At 50.5% G+C, this 19,459-nt stretch carries 20 protein-coding genes; 9 read left to right on the forward strand and 11 right to left on the reverse strand.

The genetic code is table 11. The features are described from left to right. The first annotated feature begins 63 nt into the window (after positions 1-63). A complete protein-coding gene (locus AR333_RS02050; protein WP_068609986.1) occupies positions 64-261 on the forward strand; it encodes a cold shock domain-containing protein in 198 nt (65 codons plus the stop codon). 138 nt (positions 262-399) lie between these two features. Continuing rightward, the gene (locus tag AR333_RS02055; protein ID WP_084783556.1) at positions 400-1,143 is read left to right on the forward strand and encodes a YebC/PmpR family DNA-binding transcriptional regulator; all 744 of its coding nucleotides are present in this window, start codon (positions 400-402) and stop codon (positions 1,141-1,143) included. A 57-nt stretch (positions 1,144-1,200) separates the two neighbouring features. Here the strand turns inward: AR333_RS02055 and AR333_RS02060 are convergent, their stop codons facing one another. Continuing rightward, on the reverse strand, positions 1,201-1,755 hold the full coding sequence (locus AR333_RS02060; RefSeq protein ID WP_068773685.1) for a hypothetical protein: 555 nt from the start codon (positions 1,753-1,755) through the stop codon (positions 1,201-1,203). A gap of 63 nt (positions 1,756-1,818) precedes the next feature. Next, positions 1,819-2,460: a TetR/AcrR family transcriptional regulator gene (locus AR333_RS02065; RefSeq protein WP_068773686.1), complete on the reverse strand. Its 642-nt coding sequence runs from the start codon at positions 2,458-2,460 to the stop codon at positions 1,819-1,821. Between the two features lie 320 nt (positions 2,461-2,780). On the opposite strand from AR333_RS02065, the gene AR333_RS02070 reads away from it, so the two are divergent. Continuing rightward, positions 2,781-5,015: an MMPL family transporter gene (locus AR333_RS02070; protein ID WP_068773687.1), complete on the forward strand. Its 2,235-nt coding sequence runs from the start codon at positions 2,781-2,783 to the stop codon at positions 5,013-5,015. A gap of 285 nt (positions 5,016-5,300) precedes the next feature. Here AR333_RS02070 and AR333_RS02075 read toward each other — a convergent pair whose 3' ends face one another. The 6 genes from AR333_RS02075 to AR333_RS02100 all read right to left on the reverse strand — a co-directional run bounded on the left by AR333_RS02075 (position 5,301) and on the right by AR333_RS02100 (position 11,497). Next, on the reverse strand, positions 5,301-6,137 hold the full coding sequence (locus AR333_RS02075) for a GNAT family N-acetyltransferase (protein WP_068773688.1): 837 nt from the start codon (positions 6,135-6,137) through the stop codon (positions 5,301-5,303). A gap of 108 nt (positions 6,138-6,245) precedes the next feature. After that, positions 6,246-6,890, reverse strand: coding sequence for a nitroreductase family protein (locus AR333_RS02080; protein WP_068773689.1), 645 nt, complete (start codon positions 6,888-6,890; stop codon positions 6,246-6,248). Positions 6,891-7,037: 147 nt separating this feature from the next. Further along, complete coding sequence (locus tag AR333_RS02085; protein ID WP_068773690.1) at positions 7,038-8,132, reverse strand: efflux RND transporter periplasmic adaptor subunit; 1,095 nt, start codon at positions 8,130-8,132, stop codon at positions 7,038-7,040. Positions 8,133-8,149: 17 nt separating this feature from the next. Beyond that, positions 8,150-9,556, reverse strand: coding sequence for an ABC transporter permease (locus AR333_RS02090; protein ID WP_068773691.1), 1,407 nt, complete (start codon positions 9,554-9,556; stop codon positions 8,150-8,152). Then, positions 9,553-10,311, reverse strand: a complete 759-nt coding sequence (locus AR333_RS02095) for an ABC transporter ATP-binding protein (protein WP_068773692.1) — start codon at positions 10,309-10,311, stop codon at positions 9,553-9,555. Before AR333_RS02095 ends, AR333_RS02090 begins: the two co-directional genes overlap by 4 nt. Continuing rightward, positions 10,304-11,497 (reverse strand): MFS transporter, encoded by a 1,194-nt coding sequence (locus AR333_RS02100; protein ID WP_068773693.1) that lies wholly within the window; start codon positions 11,495-11,497, stop codon positions 10,304-10,306. Before AR333_RS02100 ends, AR333_RS02095 begins: the two co-directional genes overlap by 8 nt. A gap of 368 nt (positions 11,498-11,865) precedes the next feature. Here AR333_RS02100 and AR333_RS02105 point away from each other — a divergent pair, with 368 nt between their 5' ends. The 4 genes from AR333_RS02105 (at position 11,866) to pfkA (ending at position 15,073) form a co-directional block, all read left to right on the forward strand. Continuing rightward, positions 11,866-12,180, forward strand: coding sequence for a hypothetical protein (locus tag AR333_RS02105; RefSeq protein ID WP_068773694.1), 315 nt, complete (start codon positions 11,866-11,868; stop codon positions 12,178-12,180). A 164-nt stretch (positions 12,181-12,344) separates the two neighbouring features. Continuing rightward, complete coding sequence (locus AR333_RS02110) at positions 12,345-12,983, forward strand: hypothetical protein (RefSeq protein WP_068773695.1); 639 nt, start codon at positions 12,345-12,347, stop codon at positions 12,981-12,983. 37 nt (positions 12,984-13,020) lie between these two features. Continuing rightward, the gene (locus AR333_RS02115; protein ID WP_084783557.1) at positions 13,021-14,046 is read left to right on the forward strand and encodes a tetraprenyl-beta-curcumene synthase family protein; all 1,026 of its coding nucleotides are present in this window, start codon (positions 13,021-13,023) and stop codon (positions 14,044-14,046) included. Positions 14,047-14,107: 61 nt separating this feature from the next. Then, positions 14,108-15,073 (forward strand): 6-phosphofructokinase, encoded by a 966-nt coding sequence (gene pfkA, locus AR333_RS02120; protein WP_068773696.1) that lies wholly within the window; start codon positions 14,108-14,110, stop codon positions 15,071-15,073. Positions 15,074-15,240: 167 nt separating this feature from the next. On the opposite strand, the gene AR333_RS02125 is transcribed toward pfkA, so the two are convergent. Next, positions 15,241-16,197 (reverse strand): D-2-hydroxyacid dehydrogenase, encoded by a 957-nt coding sequence (locus tag AR333_RS02125; protein ID WP_068773697.1) that lies wholly within the window; start codon positions 16,195-16,197, stop codon positions 15,241-15,243. 158 nt (positions 16,198-16,355) lie between these two features. Here AR333_RS02125 and AR333_RS02130 point away from each other — a divergent pair, with 158 nt between their 5' ends. Both AR333_RS02130 and AR333_RS02135 read left to right on the forward strand, forming a co-directional pair. Next, the gene (locus AR333_RS02130; RefSeq protein WP_068773698.1) at positions 16,356-16,568 is read left to right on the forward strand and encodes a DUF3906 family protein; all 213 of its coding nucleotides are present in this window, start codon (positions 16,356-16,358) and stop codon (positions 16,566-16,568) included. 108 nt (positions 16,569-16,676) lie between these two features. Continuing rightward, positions 16,677-17,573, forward strand: a complete 897-nt coding sequence (locus AR333_RS02135) for an aldo/keto reductase (RefSeq protein WP_068773699.1) — start codon at positions 16,677-16,679, stop codon at positions 17,571-17,573. Positions 17,574-17,756: 183 nt separating this feature from the next. Here the strand turns inward: AR333_RS02135 and AR333_RS02140 are convergent, their stop codons facing one another. Both AR333_RS02140 and tatA read right to left on the reverse strand, forming a co-directional pair. Then, entirely contained in the window at positions 17,757-18,938 is a 1,182-nt protein-coding gene (locus AR333_RS02140; RefSeq protein WP_068775091.1) for a putative glycoside hydrolase, read from the reverse strand. 147 nt (positions 18,939-19,085) lie between these two features. Further along, positions 19,086-19,301, reverse strand: a complete 216-nt coding sequence (gene tatA / locus AR333_RS02145) for a twin-arginine translocase TatA/TatE family subunit (RefSeq protein WP_068773700.1) — start codon at positions 19,299-19,301, stop codon at positions 19,086-19,088. Positions 19,302-19,459: the final 158 nt, after the last annotated feature.

Here is a 19,459-nt window from a genome sequence, read left to right on the forward strand (position 1 = left end):
GACAAAGGATGATATAATATCCATATTCGCCAAAGATGGCGATACATTTAGGAGGTTGTTCACTTGAAAGGTACAGTTAAATGGTTTAACGCAGAGAAGGGCTATGGCTTCATCTCAGTAGAAGGCGGCGAAGACGTATTTGTACATTTTTCCGCTATTCAAGGCGATGGATTCAAAACTCTTGACGAAGGCCAAGAAGTAGAATTCGAGATCACGGATGGTAACCGCGGTCCTCAAGCAGCTAACGTCACCAAGTTATAAGATCCAGGGATAACCACCTTCTTATAAATAGTGTCATAGCAAACCGAGACAGCTCCCGATCGCAAGATTGGGAACTGTCTTTTTTGCGTGGATTCGTGTAAACTTAAGAGTACATTCTTAATCGTTAGGAGCGTTACTATTATGAAGTTTAAGCTTTTCAAAGACCGCAAAGGAAAAGCGGATCAGCAGAAAAACAACCAGTTCGTTAAACTGGGCCGGGAGATTTTCGTGGCAGCCAGACAGGGCGGTCCGAACCCGGACGCTAACTTCGCCCTCAAGACGGCAATTGCCAATGCGCGGCAGGTTCAAATGCCTAACGACAATATCGAACGAGCTATTAAGAAGGCGGTAGGCGAACAAGACGGCGATGATTTTGAACAGATCATCTATGAAGGTTACGGTCCCGGCGGTGTAGCGATTATGGTTAAATCCCTGACGGATAACCGCAACCGGACTGCGGCGGATGTCCGTTCTATTTTCAACAAACGCGGTGGGAATATGGGTGAATCCGGCTGTGTATCCTATATGTTCGATGAGAAGGGCGTACTCACGATTGAGCGCGGCGAAGATCCGATTGATGAGGACGAGCTGATGATGCAGGCTGTTGAAGCGGGTGCGGAAGATTTTGTCGCCTATGAGGATCACGTGGAGATTTTGACTCATCCGCATGAGCTTGAGCAGGTAAAGAATGCGCTCGAGGACCAGGGTATTGAGTTCACGGCGGCATCCGTATCTTGGCTTCCGCAGAACACCATTGCAGTTGAGGGTGAGAATGCCCAGAAGCTGATGAAAATGATGGAGTCTTTCCAGGATAACGATGATGTCCAAGATGTGTATGCGAACTTTGAGATCAGTGATGAAGAGATGGAGAAGATCGGGTAAGATTCTTCGTCTATCTATAATAGAGAGCCAGCCGGTATATGCCGGCTGGCTCTTTTTTTAATAAGCTACAGAGCTGTCAGGTTTAGGTTCATAGAGGTTTTCCTGCTCCAAGTCGACAAATTCGCCGGGGTTAAGGTATATATAGCGTTCAACCTGTTCGACCGCCAGGGGAATCCTGTCACGATACTTGGCATGAACAGGCTTCACGGAAGCGAGCAGAGCGGGATGGCAGTCGAGATGATCCTTGGCCAGGCTGAACGTTTCCAGACTTACAGGATGAGCTGTTTCAATGAGGAGATTCTCCAGGTCTTGAAGAACGGAGTGCAGCGAATCCTCGCCGAAAAACCGCAAACTCCATTTAATTCCCTGCCATTCGGTCCCTTTTGCATAAAAATACGCGGACCACCAATAAAAATCGGACAACGACTTAGCGGCATGATTCGTATGGACGTAAAACATGAATAAGGCCTGCTGCCCCTTGGACAGCTTAGCGTACGTTCCGGTAAAATCTTGTCCGGCCGTCCGCTCTTTCTTGTACGTCTCAATCAGCGGTTTAAAGCAGGCTTGACTGAGCTCACCAGCGTGTAAAGAATGAAATAAAGAAGATTTCATTTGAACCAGCAGTATAATCACTCCTTCACGGAATAGTATACTGCATGCGGGTCTATAAAGTAATTATTTTCTAATTATGGGGGGTGCACTTCCGATTCCGTTCCACAACATGTCGATAATTTTAACAGCTGCTTGAGTTTTGTCGGGGTAGGTAAAAGAGCCGTCAGGCTGCTTACTGTGTCCGATCATCAGGAGAGCCATATAGGAACGTGCGGCCAGCCATGAATCTGTGCAGCAGATTTCACCTTGACGGGCTGCCTCCTCGAATGCGTCGGCAAGTGCTTCCAGCAGGCGATGTTCCGCTTTACGCATCTCTTCGTTCTGTTCGGGTGTTAATACCGCTTCAATTTTATTCATAAAGCCTTCGAATTCGAAGCTCGTCGTTGCCTTGAGATGATTGACGGTTACTTCAGTCAGCCGCTGGCGGAGCGGAAGAGGCTTCTGAAGAATGTTCAAAGTGGCTGTGCGCACGACATTCATAAGGCGGATCGTGGACTGTGTAAGCAGCACGGCTTTGGACGGATAATAGTAATAGATGGACGCTTTGGTCACGCCGCAAGCTTTGGCAATATCGTCCATCGACACGGCATCATAGCCAAGACGAATAAATTCATGCATGGCGACATAAAGGATACGGTCGGAGACAGGAGCTCCCTGTTCATTAGAACGCGGTCTTCCAGGTGGTCTGCGGGAGTTTGGATCCATTTGCATTGCTTCCTTTCACACAGGTAATCTGATCCTCATTATAAAATAGTATAACATAGGCGAACAATGGACCTGAAAGGATGCTCGCAATTTGCACTTTAAAGCTGAAGGAGGTGATAGACAGAGCTGCTGGTAATGCTTGTAGAAACGGTGCGAATGAACCCGGAGAACCGCAGAAGGAAGCGGAATTAAAGTGCGAAAAAATTTAAGGTTGATTAATTAACTAACCAGTATATATAATTATAACAAAAGCCAGTTAAGATGTCATGATCAGATATCAGCCGGGCTTATACATTGAAGATTAAAGGAGCGCGTGTCGTATGAAAAGTCCATCCTTTGTAGAAGGAATTGTATCCCGTGTCGCAGGGCCCAGAAGCAAATGGGTCACGGTTGCGGCCTGGATTCTTGTGACCGTCCTGCTCACGCTGGTCTTTCCCGGAGTAAACAGCCAGGAGAACAATGCAGCAGACCAGCTGCCGTCCGATTCATTATCTGTAAAGGCGGCGCAGCTTCAAAAGGAACAATTTCCGGGCAGCGGCGGTAACCCTGCGCTTGTTGTGTTCTACCGGCAGGCAGGTCTGAGCGATAGCGATTTGTCCGCTCTGCAGAAAATCGCCGGTCAGTTGACGGAGCAGCCGCTGCCGCAGCAGACGGCAGTGCCTCCCTATCACAAAATGCCTCTGCAAGCTTTGAAGCAGTCGGTCAGCGAAGATGGGACTTCTATCGTTCTTCCCATTACATTCGATGCTGGAGCAGACTCCGATAAGCTGAAGGAGAGCACGCAGAAGCTGAGCGAACTATCCGCATCTGTGATCGGCAGCGATCCCTTTGCGGTTAAGGAACTGAATTCAGATGGGCTGATAGCCCGTGTAACCGGTCCGGTCGGAATAGGCATTGATGCCACCGGTCTGTTCAAAGGTGCCGACTTCTCGCTGCTTATGGCAACGGTTGTACTCGTCCTGGTACTGCTGATTCTGCTGTATCGCTCCCCGGTTATGGCTATCGTTCCACTTGTCGGTGTCGGATTCGCTTACGGGGTTATTTCACCGATACTGGGCAAAATGGCCGAGCTCGGCTGGATTGTGGTGGATGCCCAGACGATCTCCATTATGACAGTGCTGCTATTCGGCGCCGGTACAGACTACTGTTTATTCTTTGCGGCACGCTACCGCACCGCCCTGCTTGAACAAAAAAGTAAGCATCAGGCGGTTAAAGAGGCTCTATTCGGTTCAGGCGGAGCGATCGGTATGAGCGGGCTGACTGTTATTGTATCCATGCTGGCGCTGATATTTGCCCGGTACGGATCTAATCACCGCTTTGCGATCCCGTTCAGCCTGGCGATTTTTATTATGGTACTGGCCAGCATAACACTTGTTCCTGCCATTCTAGGTATCCTTGGGCGCAAATCTTTCTATCCGTTCGCTCCCCTGACCCCTGAAATGAGAGCGGAGAAAGAAGCCAAAAGAGGCAGGCCGGTTAAAGAACAGCATGCCGTAGGGCGTTTGAGCGAGCTGCTGGGCCGACTGGTCGTCACCAAGCCCAAAACGATTCTGACAGCAAGCCTGATTCTGCTGATCGTGCTGGCGGGCTTCTCTACCCAGATCAAATACACGTACAACCTGCTTGCTTCTTTCCCGGAAACGATGCCTTCGCGTGAAGGGTTTAAGCTCCTGTCGGATCATTATTCTCCCGGCTCGCTAGCGCCCGTGAAAGTGATGGTGGATACGGAAGGCAAAGCCGTCGATGCTGCGGCTGCGCTTAAGCAGCTTCCGTATGTAGAGTCGGTCTCGGAACCCGTGAAGGGAAAGACTACACCGGATATCGTCGCTTATGAAGTGCTGCTGAAAGAAGATCCGTTCTCGAACGAATCCATTGGACATATCCCGGACATGTACGCGGCTTCCGAAGCTGTTCTTAAGGATGCTGGGATTTCAGATCCGGGGTCGCGCGTGTGGATTTCGGGACAAACCGCTGAACAGTACGATACGGAGCAAATAACAGGGCGGGATACGAAGGTCGTCATTCCGATCGTGATCAGTATTATTGCACTACTGCTTCTGGTTTATCTTCGCTCTATTGTAGCTACGATATATTTGATGGCCACCGTTCTGTTGTCTTACTTCTCGGCACTCGGCGCAGGCTGGCTGATCTTGAATACGTTCTTCGGGACGGATGCTATCCAAGGCTTGATTCCGCTGTATGCGTTCGTTTTCCTGGTGGCGCTTGGAGAAGATTATAATATCTTCATGGTTTCAGGCATCTGGAAGGCAAGCAAGAAGCATCCGCTAAAAGAAGCTATTCGGATCGGAGTCAGCACGACGAGCAGCGTGATTACTTCCGCCGGACTTATTCTGGCAGGAACGTTCGCTGTGTTGTCTGTACTGCCGATCCAGGTACTTGTACAATTCGGAGTTATTTGCGCAGTCGGAGTTCTGCTCGACACCTTTATCGTGCGGCCTTTCCTCGTGCCGACGATTACACTCTTGCTGGGTAAAGCAGCCTTCTGGCCTGCGAAGCCCGAAGGGCCTGCCGCTGCTGCGGAAGAGGGACGCTGACGATAAGAACAAAACAAGAAAGCAGCGGCATTGGCCGTTGGTAGTATCCCCTCACGGAAAGACAGTGAACAAACCGCCATATTATTATGGGGTTTAAGGACACTGTCGGCCGGGAGGGGATTTTTTTTGCCGCCAAAGGAAGGCCGGAAATTTACGAAACAGGAGGAAGAGACGCAAAGAGAGGCTGCACGCTTGGATGATTATCGGGAACATTGACTAAGAAGCGTTTCGGAGTATGACTACATCCGCTTTCTTTTGGGCCCGGGGGTGGGCTTCCGTAAGCCGCTATTCTGAGTGGCTGTCCTGAGGTGCCAGCTGGCTCCAGGTGGCGCGCGTGTAGGCGAGCCGCATACCCAGGCGTTCCATATTGTTCTGGCTCGTTGAGCCGAAGCCTGCTTGAGCTGCCACGATACGGCACCCGGCTTTAGCCGCTACGTGCATCCGCGTCTGAAGCATGGCCGTCTGCAGGCCGCGGCCTCTGAATTCGGGCAGAGTAGCCGCGAGCGTACAAGAAGCGACTTCACCGTCGATATGCATGACACTTACACCTGCCGGGTGCCCGTCGACATAACCAAGGAAGAAGCGCCAGCCGGGGCGGTCGAAGAGCACGATATTGTTGTCGATAAAGTGCTGCGTGCCGCCAGGGTCCATCCCTGTACCTGAGCAGTGCAAGGCGCCGTACAATCCGAACTGCTCTCTGCGGGTGATAAGCTCAATATGGATGTGAGGAGGCAGTACGGGCGCTATAGCCTCGGGGACACCGTACAAGCAAGAATGGAACCCGTCCTGAAAGTATCCTCTCTCAGCCAGAGCGCGGGTTACCGTGGCGTTCGTTTTTCCGGGAATTAGTTCGAAGGTGCAGGCTCGTCCACGCTGCTTATAGAAGGCTAGAAGCGGGTCCAGCTGGTCCAGATCATCCGGTCCCAATCCCTTTACTGTATTAAAAATCGGCCAAGGCATCTGCCGGACATAATAGGCCGTGGCTCCGCCGAATCGGGCGATCTCCGCTCCCATCGGGTTGCCTTCGCGTTCACGGATTCCTTGAATTCTCGAGGTGACAAAGCGGATTTCTGCCAATTCCAGGCCCTCCGCTAAGGATTGGGTGACTAAGGGGAATTTCATCTTGCATCCTCATTTCTTCTGCTTGCTGATCAATTGATTCTTTGTTCCAAAATAAAGCCTCCCGGTTTCCGGATTGGAATAGGGGAGGCAGCTATTACTTGAATTTTGCTATACGATATCCAGAATCTCATCGATTTCTTTGCGGGATAATTTGCCGGGACGTTCCTTAGGATGACCCAGGGCAATCACCATGTTGATTTGCGCCTCATCCGGAATCGGCAGAATCTCGCGGAGGCGATGCTGGGCAAGCAGAACGGGTCCTGTCATGGGACAAGTCGCAAGACCGCGCGCGTGAGCGGCAAGCATCAGGTTCTGGGAAGCGAGGCAGGAGCTTTTGATCCCTTCTTCCGCCCAGACAGCCTCCTCCACAAACCCGATCGGATCGAATATCCGTTCACGGAACTTGGATTCATACGGCGTGGCTAAGCAAACGATGACAACGGGAGCATCGGAGAAGGCGGTGGCATAGGGACCGAAAGATTTAACGAGCAGCTTGCCTTCACGTGCGAGTCCGCGCTCTTCGGCGGCGGCGGCACGTTTGTGAAGCTCGTCCCATGTAGCCTCTTCAATAGCTTTGATTGTATCCCGGTTCATTACAGCGATAAATTTCCAGGTCTGTGAATTCGTATCGCTTGGAGCAAAGCGCGCGCAGTCGATTAATTCTCTGACATCCTCTACGGAAACCTCTTCGTCTGTAAACTTGCGAATACTGCGTCTTCCAAGCATGACGGTTTTAAAATCCTCATAATTCATCGGGTTCAGTCCCTACTTTCCACTTGAATGAGTCGGGTTTGTAAGAATTAAGACTAGGTGCTAGTATCTTCTCACAATTATAGATGAATTCAAGCGGTTTGCAAAGAGACAGATCGGTTTGTACAGAAGACGCTAATCCGATTTTGCTTATTGGAGTACTACAGTATCTCCTTCGTTCAGTCCGCTTAATACTTCTGTTTTCTCGGCCGTTTCCATTCCGATCGTGATATCTCTGCGTTCCACTCCGCTGCCCGTATCGAGCATGACGAAATGGTTCTCTTTATCCCGCTGTACCGCGATGGTCGGAACCACGAGCGCTTGCGCTTTACGGGAAGTCTCAATGGTTCCGGTCAGGCTGAGACCTGCGATCAGTTTTTCGTTAGCTTCAAGAGACACAACGACTTCAAACTGTGCGGACGAGGCGGGGTTGGCATCGCTGCTTGTTTTGGCGAATTTGGATACTTGCTTGACGGCACCTTTGAGAGTTACTCCAGGCAGAGCATCTATTTTGACGGTAACCGGCATTCCGGCCTTAATTTGAAAAACATCAAATTCTCCAACGTAGCAGAGAAGCTCAAGCTTGGACAGATCAACAATTTTACCGATCCGGTCATTTGCCTGTAGAGCTTGCGGGACTTTGGCTGAATCTTCGAACAGGAAAATTCCTGCTTCAGGAGCACGGAAGTTCGCTTTTGCCAGCATCTTCTGCTTTTCGTTTAATTGATTCTGGGCGGTTTCACGGTTCATTGTGTTCAATTGAGCCTGAATTTTGGCGCTTTCTGCATCCGCATAGCGTTTCTTGGCTTCACCCTCGGTCATACCGGCCGGATCTGAGCCTGCAGGAGCTGATCCCGCATTTTCCTGGAATTTGGCAAGCTGAGCCTCCAGGTCTTGTTTCTTGAGATTGGCCTGCATTTGAGCGATTTCATTGTCAATCGAAGAGCTATCCAGGACGAATAGAGAATCGCCTTTTTTAACCTGGGTGCCCTCGCTGACATTCCATTTGACGATATCTCCACTGAAAGGGGCATGCACCCATGTTTCTTTCTCATAAGAGGATTTCCCCTTCACTTCGATGGACCCGACCAATTCTTCACTCACTGCCTTGAATGAAAGGTTACCCATGTCTCCGGTTAAATCTCCAGGTGAAGGTCCCCCTTTGGGGTTGCTCTGTATGTAGAGGAATACACTAATACCGATTACGACGACAGCCGCAATCAGAGCCCATATTTTTTTCTTCATCGTGACGATTTTCACTCCTATTCGCGTTTGATTGCGGTTAGCGCGTCCGTGCGGGACGCCTTAACTGCGGGATATATTCCAGACAAGACGCCTGTCATAATGGCAAAGAACATGCCGGTCGGAAGAATCCAGGAAGAGATGAATAAGATTTGGTTGTTCTCCCCGGGCTGGATCTGCCCTGTCATAAACAGGATGGCGTTAATTCCCCAGACCACCCAATAGGACAACAGGATTCCGAGCAATCCGCCGAGCAGTCCGAGCAGAGCGGATTCGACGATGAACATGTTACGAATCTGGGCAAGATTTGCACCAAGTACTTTCATAATCCCGATCTGCCGCCGGCGCTGGTAGGTTGACATCGTCATCGCTACGACAATGGAGATGGAGGCAATAAAGAGAATAAAAAGTCCGATTCCAAGGAATACGATCCGCATAATGACGAACTGGCCTTCCATGCGTTCTTCTTGATGGAGATTGTTTTGTGTGTTCAGCCTGAGTTTCTGGATTTGCTTCTCGACAGCCTCCAAATTGGATGTCTGATCCACTTTCACAAGTACTTCTGAATAAGATTCCTGCATAGAAACAGGTTTGCCGTCAGGAGTTTGTCCCGATGCTTGGGAAGCCTCCCGGATTTTTTTGGCCAGCGCATGAGAGATATAGGCCTGTTTGTAATACATCACCCTGTCACTGGACATGCCGTCCGGTTTCTTAAGGACACCGGTTACGCGAACAGGTATTTGTGTCTGCTGTTTTGCTGTATTAGCCGGGTGCTCTTGCATGACGCTGATTTGTTTCTGATAAAGAGGGGTCGGGATTTTCTCCAATTCCCGCATGGCTTTCCACATTTCCTGATCATTCGGATTCTGCTGCATTTGCTTGCGCCTGTTTTTCTCACCCTGTTCATCGAAAAGTCCCATGGCAGCCCCGGGAGAAATGATGATGGTATTCTCGACGTCCGAAGGTCCGCCCTGCTGGAATTCGTTTCCGAATTTAACGAGTGTATCGAGGTCCGTGGCAATGAGTTCGAAATTACCGGTTTTTCCGTCATCTAAGGTGAAATAATAATGTCCCATCCGCTGGAAGCTGGCGACTGCTTTTACATGAGGCAGTCCCCGGATGAGGTCCAGCTTCTGATTTGTAATAGCATTCGGGGAAGCGGCAGTGGAAGACGCACCGGCGGAACCTTGAGAATCGCCCCCTGCTGCCTGGCCCTGATTATTTTCTTCGTTGCGGATCGTAATCTCATCGGTCTTGAGGAAAGATTTCATTTCTTTGTCTGTGTAATAGGCGGCCGATTCTCCAACGGCCAGAGCGACTATGATGGCTGCCGAACCGATTGATATGCCCAGTGCGCACAAAGCCGTTACAACTTTACGCCGGTTGAGCTGATCCCAGCTGAGGCGCATGTAATCACGCAGTTTCACCGGGTATCACCTCCAGCTTGAACATTTGCGTAAGAGGCGGCTTCAGCCGCAGCAGCGCTCTCATCGGCATAAGTGACGCCTTCTTCGTTCTCTTCCACGAGCTTACCGTCCCGCAGCTGGATAACTCGCTGCGTCCGGCCCGCTACTTCGCGCTCATGCGTCACAATGATAAAGGTAATTTCGAGCGTACGGTTCAAATTCAGCAGTAAATCGATAATTTCCGATTCAGTCTTAGTGTCCAGATTGCCTGTCGGCTCGTCAGCGAAGACGATGGCGGGACGGGTAATCAGCGAGCGGGCTATACTGACCCGCTGCTGCTGCCCTCCGGAGAGCTGGGAAGGGAACAATTCCGTCTTCTCCGCAAGGCCGACCTGGGCCAGCAGGGCTTTGGCGCGGTCCTTACGTTCGCTTGGCTTGATTCCCTGGAACACGAGCGGAAGCTCTACATTTTCCCGGACCGTCAGGTGTGAGATCAATTCGTATGACTGAAAAATAAATCCGATATGATGGCGCCTGAACTCAGCGAGCTTATTCTCGCTCATGCGCTCTATCGGCTGCCCGGCAATCAGAATACTGCCTGTAGTCGGCTTCATGAGACCGGCCATCAGGTTCAGCAGGGTTGATTTACCGGAGCCGGAACTTCCGAGCAGGGCTACGATCTCTCCTTTGTTAACGGTAAAGTTAATGTCTACGAGGACGTGAGACTGTTCCGTACCGCTTTGAAAGGTATGCGAAAGCCCGCTTACCTCAAGCATGCGAATCCTCCTTTGAATTTGGAATTGCAGTTAATCTGGCTTCTAGGGCATTGAGCCGGGCGTGGAACACAAGAAATCCTGCCGCAGCCGTTAAGGCGAGCGCCGATCCGATCAAGTACAGCGTTTTGCTGCCGTAATCTGCAAATAGGTATCCTCCGAATCTTCCGCTGACGATTCCTGCGATGCTGGACCAGGTGATAGCGAATATCGCTTGTCCCGAAGCCCGGTATTGGTCGGGTATTACCCGCGTCAGGTAGCGCAGCGCAGTGACAAGGAACACGCCGAATGTGACGCTGTGCATCATTTGGGCAACCATGACCCAGGCGGTTTGATCGGAGAGGCTGACAATCAGGAACCGGATTGCATACATAAACCCGGCTACAGCCAGAAGCGGCAGTTCTTTGTACCTGTGCCCGTACTTCCCGAGGAAGAACAGCACCGGTATTTCACTAAGTGCCGAGACCATCATAGCGACGCCGACCGTCATGTCGGATGCGCCCATTTCACGCATATGCAGGGCAAGGAATCCGTCGTTGAACCGGTGGGAGATCGACATAATCAGGATAAGCAGCAGAAAGATGAGCAGACGCGGAGCGGCCAGCACCTTTCCTATCCCTTTGAAGTCGATTTTGCTTTGCGCTCCTCTTGTGTCCACAATCCCGAGAGAGAATAGTAACCCGGTCATAATAACCGCTATAGTAATAGACGAAAGCAGACTGATATTAGTTTCTTTGAATAGCATTCCGAAAAATAAAGCGGAGAAAGCAAACCCGATGGAACCGAAAACCCGGAAGGAAGCGTAGCTTTTGCCCGTATGCCTGGAATACAGGAGAAGCTGGCTGTCGTTGAGAGATTGTCCGGGCTGCTGGAAAAAATAAAAGCCGGCCATCAGAATATAAAGCATCGTAAAAGAGTCGGTACGGAACATCGACAGAGCAAATACAAGTTGTCCGATATACAAGGTAATGAGGATCGGTTTGATTTTCTGCAGTTTATCGCTGGCAAAACCCCAGATCAGATTCGCAAAAATACTAATCATCGGGCCGATCGAGTACAGCAGACCGATCTGTTCCCTGGTATAACCGCGTGAGTCGAAGTAGAGCGGGAAGAACGAAGCGATCAGAGCCATCATCATATAATAGGAAAAGGTAAATCCGCGCAGGACGAAATCTTGCTGTGTTTTCAACTATATCCACCCATTCTGTCTTCATATAAAAGCGTTCAAAAAGAAAAGACGCCGCTTAAGGGGCGTCCTTCTGCTAGTGCTAGTATAATGAAGGGTTAAGACGCGTGCAATTAAGCATACGGGTGTATGAGGCAGGTGGAAGGAGTGTATTTCTCTTTTTCCTTTCATTATCCAATTATATGGACGAATCCGGGTATAAAACCATGATATCTTTCCTAGTCAGCCTGCCTGGATTGAAGTAGGATAGATGTAACGGTCCACTCCAAAGATTACCGACAACTTGTAGTGGAAACGTCACGGCTGCTCATGATAAATTAGAGGGAAGGTTACATGTTGCGGTATTCGGAAATGCTGGAAGGGGTGTTCTTGTGACCTGCCGTTTTGTACATGATAAGCGACTGGGGATCCCTCTGCCCGAATTCGATCAAGAGTGGGAAGACTTCTCATTGGAAGAGAGAGGGGCTATCCTTCTGAAGTGGGAAACCATACGCGGGACAATTCCGGAACGGATCAAACAGCTGGAAGGATTCATCATCGCCAAACAAAATAAATTGAATGTTGAGGACGATTTCCCGACATCTTGCGCCCTCAACTATGAAATCGCTGATTTAGCGAGTACGATTAATGATCTGCACTTGTGGTTTCGCACCCATCAGAATGTGGAGAGCAAACGCCACGGATGATATAGCGAACCGCAGTGTCTGTCCACCTGCGGGAAGGTGCGGCTGTGAGACGGATGTCCTTGCAACCGCAAGGTGTAAAACGATTGTAATTCTGGTAAGATAGAAAGAAAAAAAGAGATTTGATCTGAAGCGCCAGGTCAGAGCCGCAGGAAGGAGTGCTTGAGGTGCCACCAGAAGAAGAGAAACCATCATGGATCAGGCTGATCGCCAAACCTCTGCTCGAAAGACGGCCGTCGCTCTATCCCATTGAGGAATGGGATTCGCTCATCGATGTCCGTATCGGCAAACTCCAGGTTTCCGCATTAAGCGGAAATGACCCAGATAAGGAACCCTACGCATTGGCACTTAAGGCCGGACTGTATCTGCTGAATGAAAGCCTGGACAATAGTCATGAGATTTCTCAGGACATTACAAACGACACGGGCAGTTACTGGCACGGTCTTATGCACCGGATGGAGGGAGATTACAGCAACGCCAAGCACTGGCTGCAAGATGTAGGCAATCATCCCATACACACGGTACTGATGACAGAAGTCCGTTCTTATCTTGAAGAGCAACCTACCCTGAATGACCTGGATCATGAAGCGATGAAGGCCAAACTTGATGTGCTCCTGACTTCACCGGAATGGAATTCTTCTGTGTTTACGGATGTGATCGAACTACAGGTTACGCTGCTGCAGAATCCGGAGATTGATACTTGGCTGACCCATATTCAATACCTTGAAATAAAATTGCTGCTCGCATACTGCTATCGTCAGTGCTACGGAGGAGAATTGCTTGAACTCGCTGAATCTGCCAATTAACTTTTCCTTGGATATGCCACGGGGCCCGCTTAGCTTAATGTACCGCATATATAAGTATGTGCTTCCAGGTGTAAGGAAAGAGTTGGAAGGTTGGCGGAGTAAAGTCCGGGAAATTCCCGATGAAGAATTGAGAATGCAGGCGACAGCAAGCATAACAAGCAAACAATTTCACTGTCAGGGCGGCGCAATTTATGCTGTGGCCAATTTGCCGATGCGGCGTGTGCTGATTTCGCTTATTGTTTCCTTTCAGACTATCAGCGATTATCTGGATAATCTATGCGACCGCAGCACCTCGCAGGACCCGGAAGATTTTCGGAGTCTCCATCAGGCGATGCTTGATGCCGTTGATCCCGAAGCTCCGCTGCATAACTACTACGCGTATCGCAGCCAGCGGGATGACAATCAATATCTGGCGGATCTTGTGAAGAACTGCCAGGCTTGTATTGCCGAGTTGCCGTCTTACGGGATGGTAGAGACGGATATCCGCTCGCTAGTTTCTCTTTACTGCGACCTTCAGGTACATAAACATATTCACCCGGAACTAAGGGAACAGGCCTTGCTCCAGTGGTGGGAAGTGCACAGCGCGGGGTATCCCGAGCTGTGCTGGAACGAGTTCGCAGCAGCAACCGGCTCTACACTGGGTATGTTTATGTTGTTCGTTGCTGCGTCGGATCTTTCTCTTACAGAGGAACGTGTAAAGGGAATCAGATCAGCTTATTTTCCTTATGTTTGCGGTCTTCATATTCTGCTTGATTACTTAATTGATCAGGAAGAGGACCGGATCGGCGGGGACTTGAACTTTTGCAGTTATTACCCCGATATGGACCGGACCGTTCAGCGTATCGCCTTCGCTGCCCAGCAGGCGAGGGAGAGGACTTCCCGTCTGGAGGATGCTTCTTTTCACCGGATGATTATCGAGGGACTGCTCGCGCTGTACTTATCCGACCCCAAAGTAAAGAATCAGAAGCAGGTGCGGCAAATCTCCCGCCAGCTAATGAAAGACAGTACAATCAGCAGATTGTTCTTCTGGGTCAACAGCTTATGGATCCGCAGAACCTCTTGATTCTAATAAAGTTTGGTTTATGCTTTTACTATTGCTCACAGGCAAGCAAGGAGGAAGTTACATGACAGTTAAATCAATTGCAGTATTAACAAGCGGTGGCGATTCCCAAGGAATGAACGCGGCCGTCCGCGCCGTTGTGCGCAGCGCGCTTTATTATGGTGTTAGAGTGTATGGGGTTCAGCGCGGCTATCAGGGACTGATTAATAATGATATTACCGAAATGGACCTCAGAAGCGTCGGAGATATCATCCAGCGCGGGGGAACTATTCTGCAGACAGCCCGTTCCAAGGAGTTCATGACACCGGAAGGGCAGCAGCAGGGAGCAGATAACTTGCGTGCCCATGGGATCGACGGCTTGGTCGTGATCGGCGGGGACGGTTCCTACCAAGGCGCCAACAAGCTCAACAAGCTCGGTATTAAGACGATGTGTCTGCCGGGAACGATTGACAATGACATTCCGTTCACCGATTTCACCATCGGCTTCGATACGGCTGTGTCTATCGTGGTAGATGCAATCAACAAGCTCCGGGATACGATGACTTCGCACGAGCGTTCGTCCGTTGTTGAAGTGATGGGCCGCCACTGCGGCGAAATCGCTCTTTACTCCGGCCTTGCCAGCGGAGCGGAAACGATCCTCGTACCGGAAGTTACGTATGATGTGAACGAAATCGCTACCCGTATGAGTGACAATTTTGCACACGGCAAGCGCCACAGTATTATTCTGGTTGCAGAAGGCGCCGGCAAAGGGGATGACATTGCCCGCCAGATCATGGAACACAACGGAATTGATGCGCGTGTAACGGTACTCGGACATATTCAGCGTGGAGGCACTCCGACTCATTCCGACCGTATTCTTGCAAGCCGTCTCGGCGACTTTGCGGTGCGCAAGCTGATTGAAGGCGACTCGGGCAAATCCGTGGGTGTTGTCAAAGGTGAGCTTGTTGCCACCGACATTGATCTTGTCGTGAACACGAAGCGTCCCTTTAACATGGAGCTTTACAATCTCGCACTCCGGTTGTCCCAATAGTATTTTCTGCACAACAGCTGACATTAAGATCGATAGGCAGCTATCCTAATTGATTATTCTTAATAAAGTCTGCTGCATATAAAAAGCCTTCTTTCCCAATCTGTCCCGGACAGCTGAGGAAAAGAAGGCTTTTCGTATTTGGAGAGTATTTGGACGGAGCAAGAGTTTTAGTAGCCCAAGCGCAGGTCGACCAGATTGAGCAGCGGCTCATTGGCCAGGAACCGGCGCAAGTTCGGATACACGATCTCTGCGGAGCGCTCTACATATTGAGGAGTGTCCCCGGATATATGAGGCGTCATCGTAACCTGCTCCATCTCCCAGAGCGCAGAAGTAGCAGGCAAAGGTTCCTGCTCAAATACATCGAGTGCGGCACCCGCGATATCTCCGTTTTGGAGAGCCTGAATCAGATCAGCTTCATCAACGACGCTTCCCCGGGCCATATTGATGAGGTATGCGGATTGCTTCATTATGGCGAACTGCTCGGCACTTAACAGGCGGGCCGTCTCCTTTGTGCCGGGTACGAGAAGAAGCACAAAATCAGATTCGCGGAGAAGGGATTCCAGCCCGGCGTCACCGCTTCTGATTTCGTCAAAATGCGGCTTGAGGCTGCCGGAGCGGCTGTAGCCTAGGATGCGCATATCGAACGCTTTCGCTTTGCGGGCTACTTCCGTACCGATGCTGCCCGTACCGATGATTCCCAAAGTCTGGCCATGGAGCTCGCCCGTAATCAGCTTGTGGTTCCAAACCTTATTTCGCTGACTGTCGTAAAAGGCCTTCGCATGCCGTACCCAACCCAGCATAACCGAGAGTGCATATTCACTCATCTGGATGGCATGTACGCCGCTCATGTTGGTTACTGTTACTTGGCGCTCATCGAATTCTTGTAAAGGCAGCTTGTCCACACCCGCAGACAACGTCTGCACCCAGCGGAGCTTGGGGAGAAGGGGGAGCCAATCCTCGTCAAATTTTCCCGTCGTAATCAATACTTCGGTGTTCTCTAGAGCAAGGCCTGCTTCTTCAGCCGTCTGGAAGGTCTGGAGGTTTACTCTGCCAGCCAAATCGGAAGGAAGGTTCTCCGTTAGATAAGACACGTCCATTTTCGTTAAAGCCGTAACATTCAGCAACACAATCAGCCTCCTTTTCTTCATTGTAAAGGAATGTGTGTGAGAAAGAAAACGCCAGCGAAGTCAGAGTCTAACTAGGCAAACACCCCACATTTTGGTAACATAAAAGGAATCTTATAAAAAGAACCGTCAAGAAAGCGGATTGGGGAGGAAATAACATGTTTTTATATAAAATAGAAATGGAATTACAAGAAGGTTTAAGCTATTTGATCGTAGCTGCCGACTCGGACGAGAAAGCATTTGAGGCTGTGGAAGGTCATTTAATCCGGCACTTTACCGTAGCTCCGGAAGTAAAAGAAGCCGCAATCGTGGAGAAGAAGCGTCTGAATAGCGGAGCAGGTTACGTGGTCGAGACTAGCGTATCCGGCTAAGATTGTTCGAAGGCGCTTAAGTATACATACAGGATAATTGCTGAATCGACTTGATAATTGAATCTAGGTTTCTTAAACAGCTGGGATTCAAGGGAGGGGGCGATCCGGATGAAACAGAGGATACTCGGATCAACAGGAATGAAAGTCAGTATACTCGGATTCGGCGGAGCCGAAATCGGCCAGGAACAGGTGGAGCAGCAGACAGTCGATGCTCTGCTCAACGGAGCGCTCGATGCGGGCCTGAATGTCATTGATACCGGAGAATGCTACCAGTATTCCGAAGAACGAATCGGGAAGGCTGTTTCGCACCGCAGGAATGATTTTTATTTGTTCACCAAGATCGGCCATAACCAGGGCTTTGAAGAAGACAACTGGGACCTTGGTATGATGGAGCACAGCTTGGAGAGAAGCTTGAAGCGACTGAACACAGACTATGTCGATTTACTGCAGCTCCACAATTGTCCGGAGGATCTGCTGAGAAGAGGCGAAGTAATTTCCCTGCTGCAGAAATTCAAGGAGCAGGGCAAAGCCCGGTTTATCGGCTGCAGTGCCGATGGAGCGGCCGCGCAATACGCTGTGCAGACCGGCCTGTTCGATACGCTTCAGACGTCGCTTAACATTGCCGATCAAGAGGCGATTGAACGGACGATTCCGGAAGCGGTCCGGCGCGGTATGGGCGTCATTGCAAAGCGTCCGATCGCCAATGCCGCATGGCGTACGGGGAATAGGCCCGAAGCGGCCTACCACCAGGAATACTGGGAGCGGCTGCGGCGGCTGCGGTATCACTTCCTGAATGCGCCGCTTCCGGAATCTATCGGGACAGCGCTGCGCTTCACTTTGTCGGTACCGGGGGTGCAGACGGCGATCGTGGGTACGACCCGTCCCGGCCGGTGGGAAGAGAACGCCCGGCTGGTCTCTCAAGGCGCGCTGCCGATGGAGGCCATCGCAGAGATCCGAGGCCGGTGGCAGGAAGCATCGGCAGGGCAATGGCCCGGGCAGGTTTAGCTCCGGTCGATCCTAACGCCCTGCTGCGGGAGCGAGGGGTCCGCTCGAACCGGGACGGACCGGCGCAGGGCAGCGGCAATGAGACACCGATAGAAGTTTATTCTTTCTATCCGCATAGAAGAGCCAGGCTAAGAGGTGCGTCCTCTGCCTGGCTCTTCCTGTTGTATGTATATTCTTGCTGCCTTACTTGTAATCAACGCCTCTGGTGTAGTTGTTAGCTGCATTCCACAGCAGGAATTCTTCGGTCCCGTTTTCTTTCAGCGCCCGGTATTGATCCTGCATTTGTTTGGCTCCGTATCGGATGTGCCCCTTTACCCATGAGGCGGTAAAATCTTGAATCCAGGGACGGACCACAGGGGCTGTCTTCTGCTCTTTAAGCGGCTGAAGCTTCTTGTTCGTATCCTTCATGGCTCCGCTGATCGTTGCATAGGGATTGGCATCCGGAACATCGACACCATACCAGCCATTTGTATAATGGCTCGGGTAGATCATGGGGCTGATCACATCGACGTTCTGTGAGATCGCCTGGAAATCTTGTCCGATTCCTTCTGCTGCTGGTACAGAAACCGCATATCCGAATATATCGACCGAGATGCGGACACCCAGCGGTGTAAGCTGTTCATGCGCGTATTGGGCAAATTCAGAAACGGCCTGAATGCGGGTCCGGTCGTCTTTGTCATACTTGAGGGTATCGGCGCGTTTCTCGAATCCTTCCGGGAAACGGACGTAATCGAATTGAATTTCTTTGAAGCCTGCCTTTGCCGCTTCTTTGGCAACCGCAATGTTGTAGTCCCACACTTCTTTTTCATAAGGATTGACGAAACTCTCCGGTGTTTTTTTGCCGTTGGACCACACGGTCCCGTTGGGATTAAGGAAAGATAATTCCGGTTTGTTGTTGGCAAGCATCGTATCTTTGAAAACTACGATCCGTGCAATAGGATACACATCATGCTGCTTAAGCTTCTCCATCAGAGCGGGCATGTCGCGGATCAATTTTTTGGTTGTGCCTTTGGCCGCCAGTTCCGCATTGCCGGTATCGTAGGTGACTTGGCCCCAGTCATCCTTTACATCAATCACCATGGAATTCAGCTCAGTTTCGTCGAGCAGTTGAAGAAGCGAATCAAGCTTGCTTCCGCCTGCGCTGTGTGCGGTCAGATAAATTCCTTTGACCTTAGGCGCATCGGGCTGCGGATCCTTCTTGTTGACAGGGGCGAGACCTCCATCAGGTTTGTCAGTGCCTGGGGCTGCGGCAGTGCTCTTGGTGTTAGTAACGACGGCTTTGGCAATTGATTCTAAAGCAGGATCGGGACCAGTCCCGGATATACTTCCCCACAGCAGCATCATAGCTGCCAAAATTACGTTCATGCTGCTCTCTCCCTTTGCGAAATTTGTCATGTTGCCATAAATGTAAAATTACCCTCCTCGAGTAGGGGTGAAGCAGAATATTTCTCAATCTTTACCGGAATAAAAAAAAGACCCGGCTCCGGCGGAACCAAGTCTTTGTGTATAAAGTTATTTCCGTGTTTCTTCTTCAACGGAAGAATTGATTTCTTTGCGCGGCGCTGCAGGCTGGCTTGGTTCATCAGAAGCAAGACCATTCGTAGCATCCTTGAATTCTCTGAACATCCGGCCGAAGCCGCGTCCGAGTTCGGGCAATTTGCTTGGTCCGAAGAGCAGTAGAGCCACAACGGCAATCAGCAAGATATGCCATGGAGAGAAAGCACCCACTAACGTACACCTCCAATTCAATACAGGCGTGTCTACCCGGTTATTTATCGTGGTCCTATCATAACATGGAATTAAGAGGCAATCTAGTTTATTTGCTACTTTTTTGTGAACATAGCGTATTCATGAATTTGGGAATCAGCAATGCAGCAAAAAACGCT

Origin of the sequence: Paenibacillus sp. FJAT-26967 (assembly GCF_001541095.1) — a bacterium.
In the GTDB taxonomy this organism is placed as follows: Bacteria; Bacillota; Bacilli; order Paenibacillales; family NBRC-103111; genus Paenibacillus_F.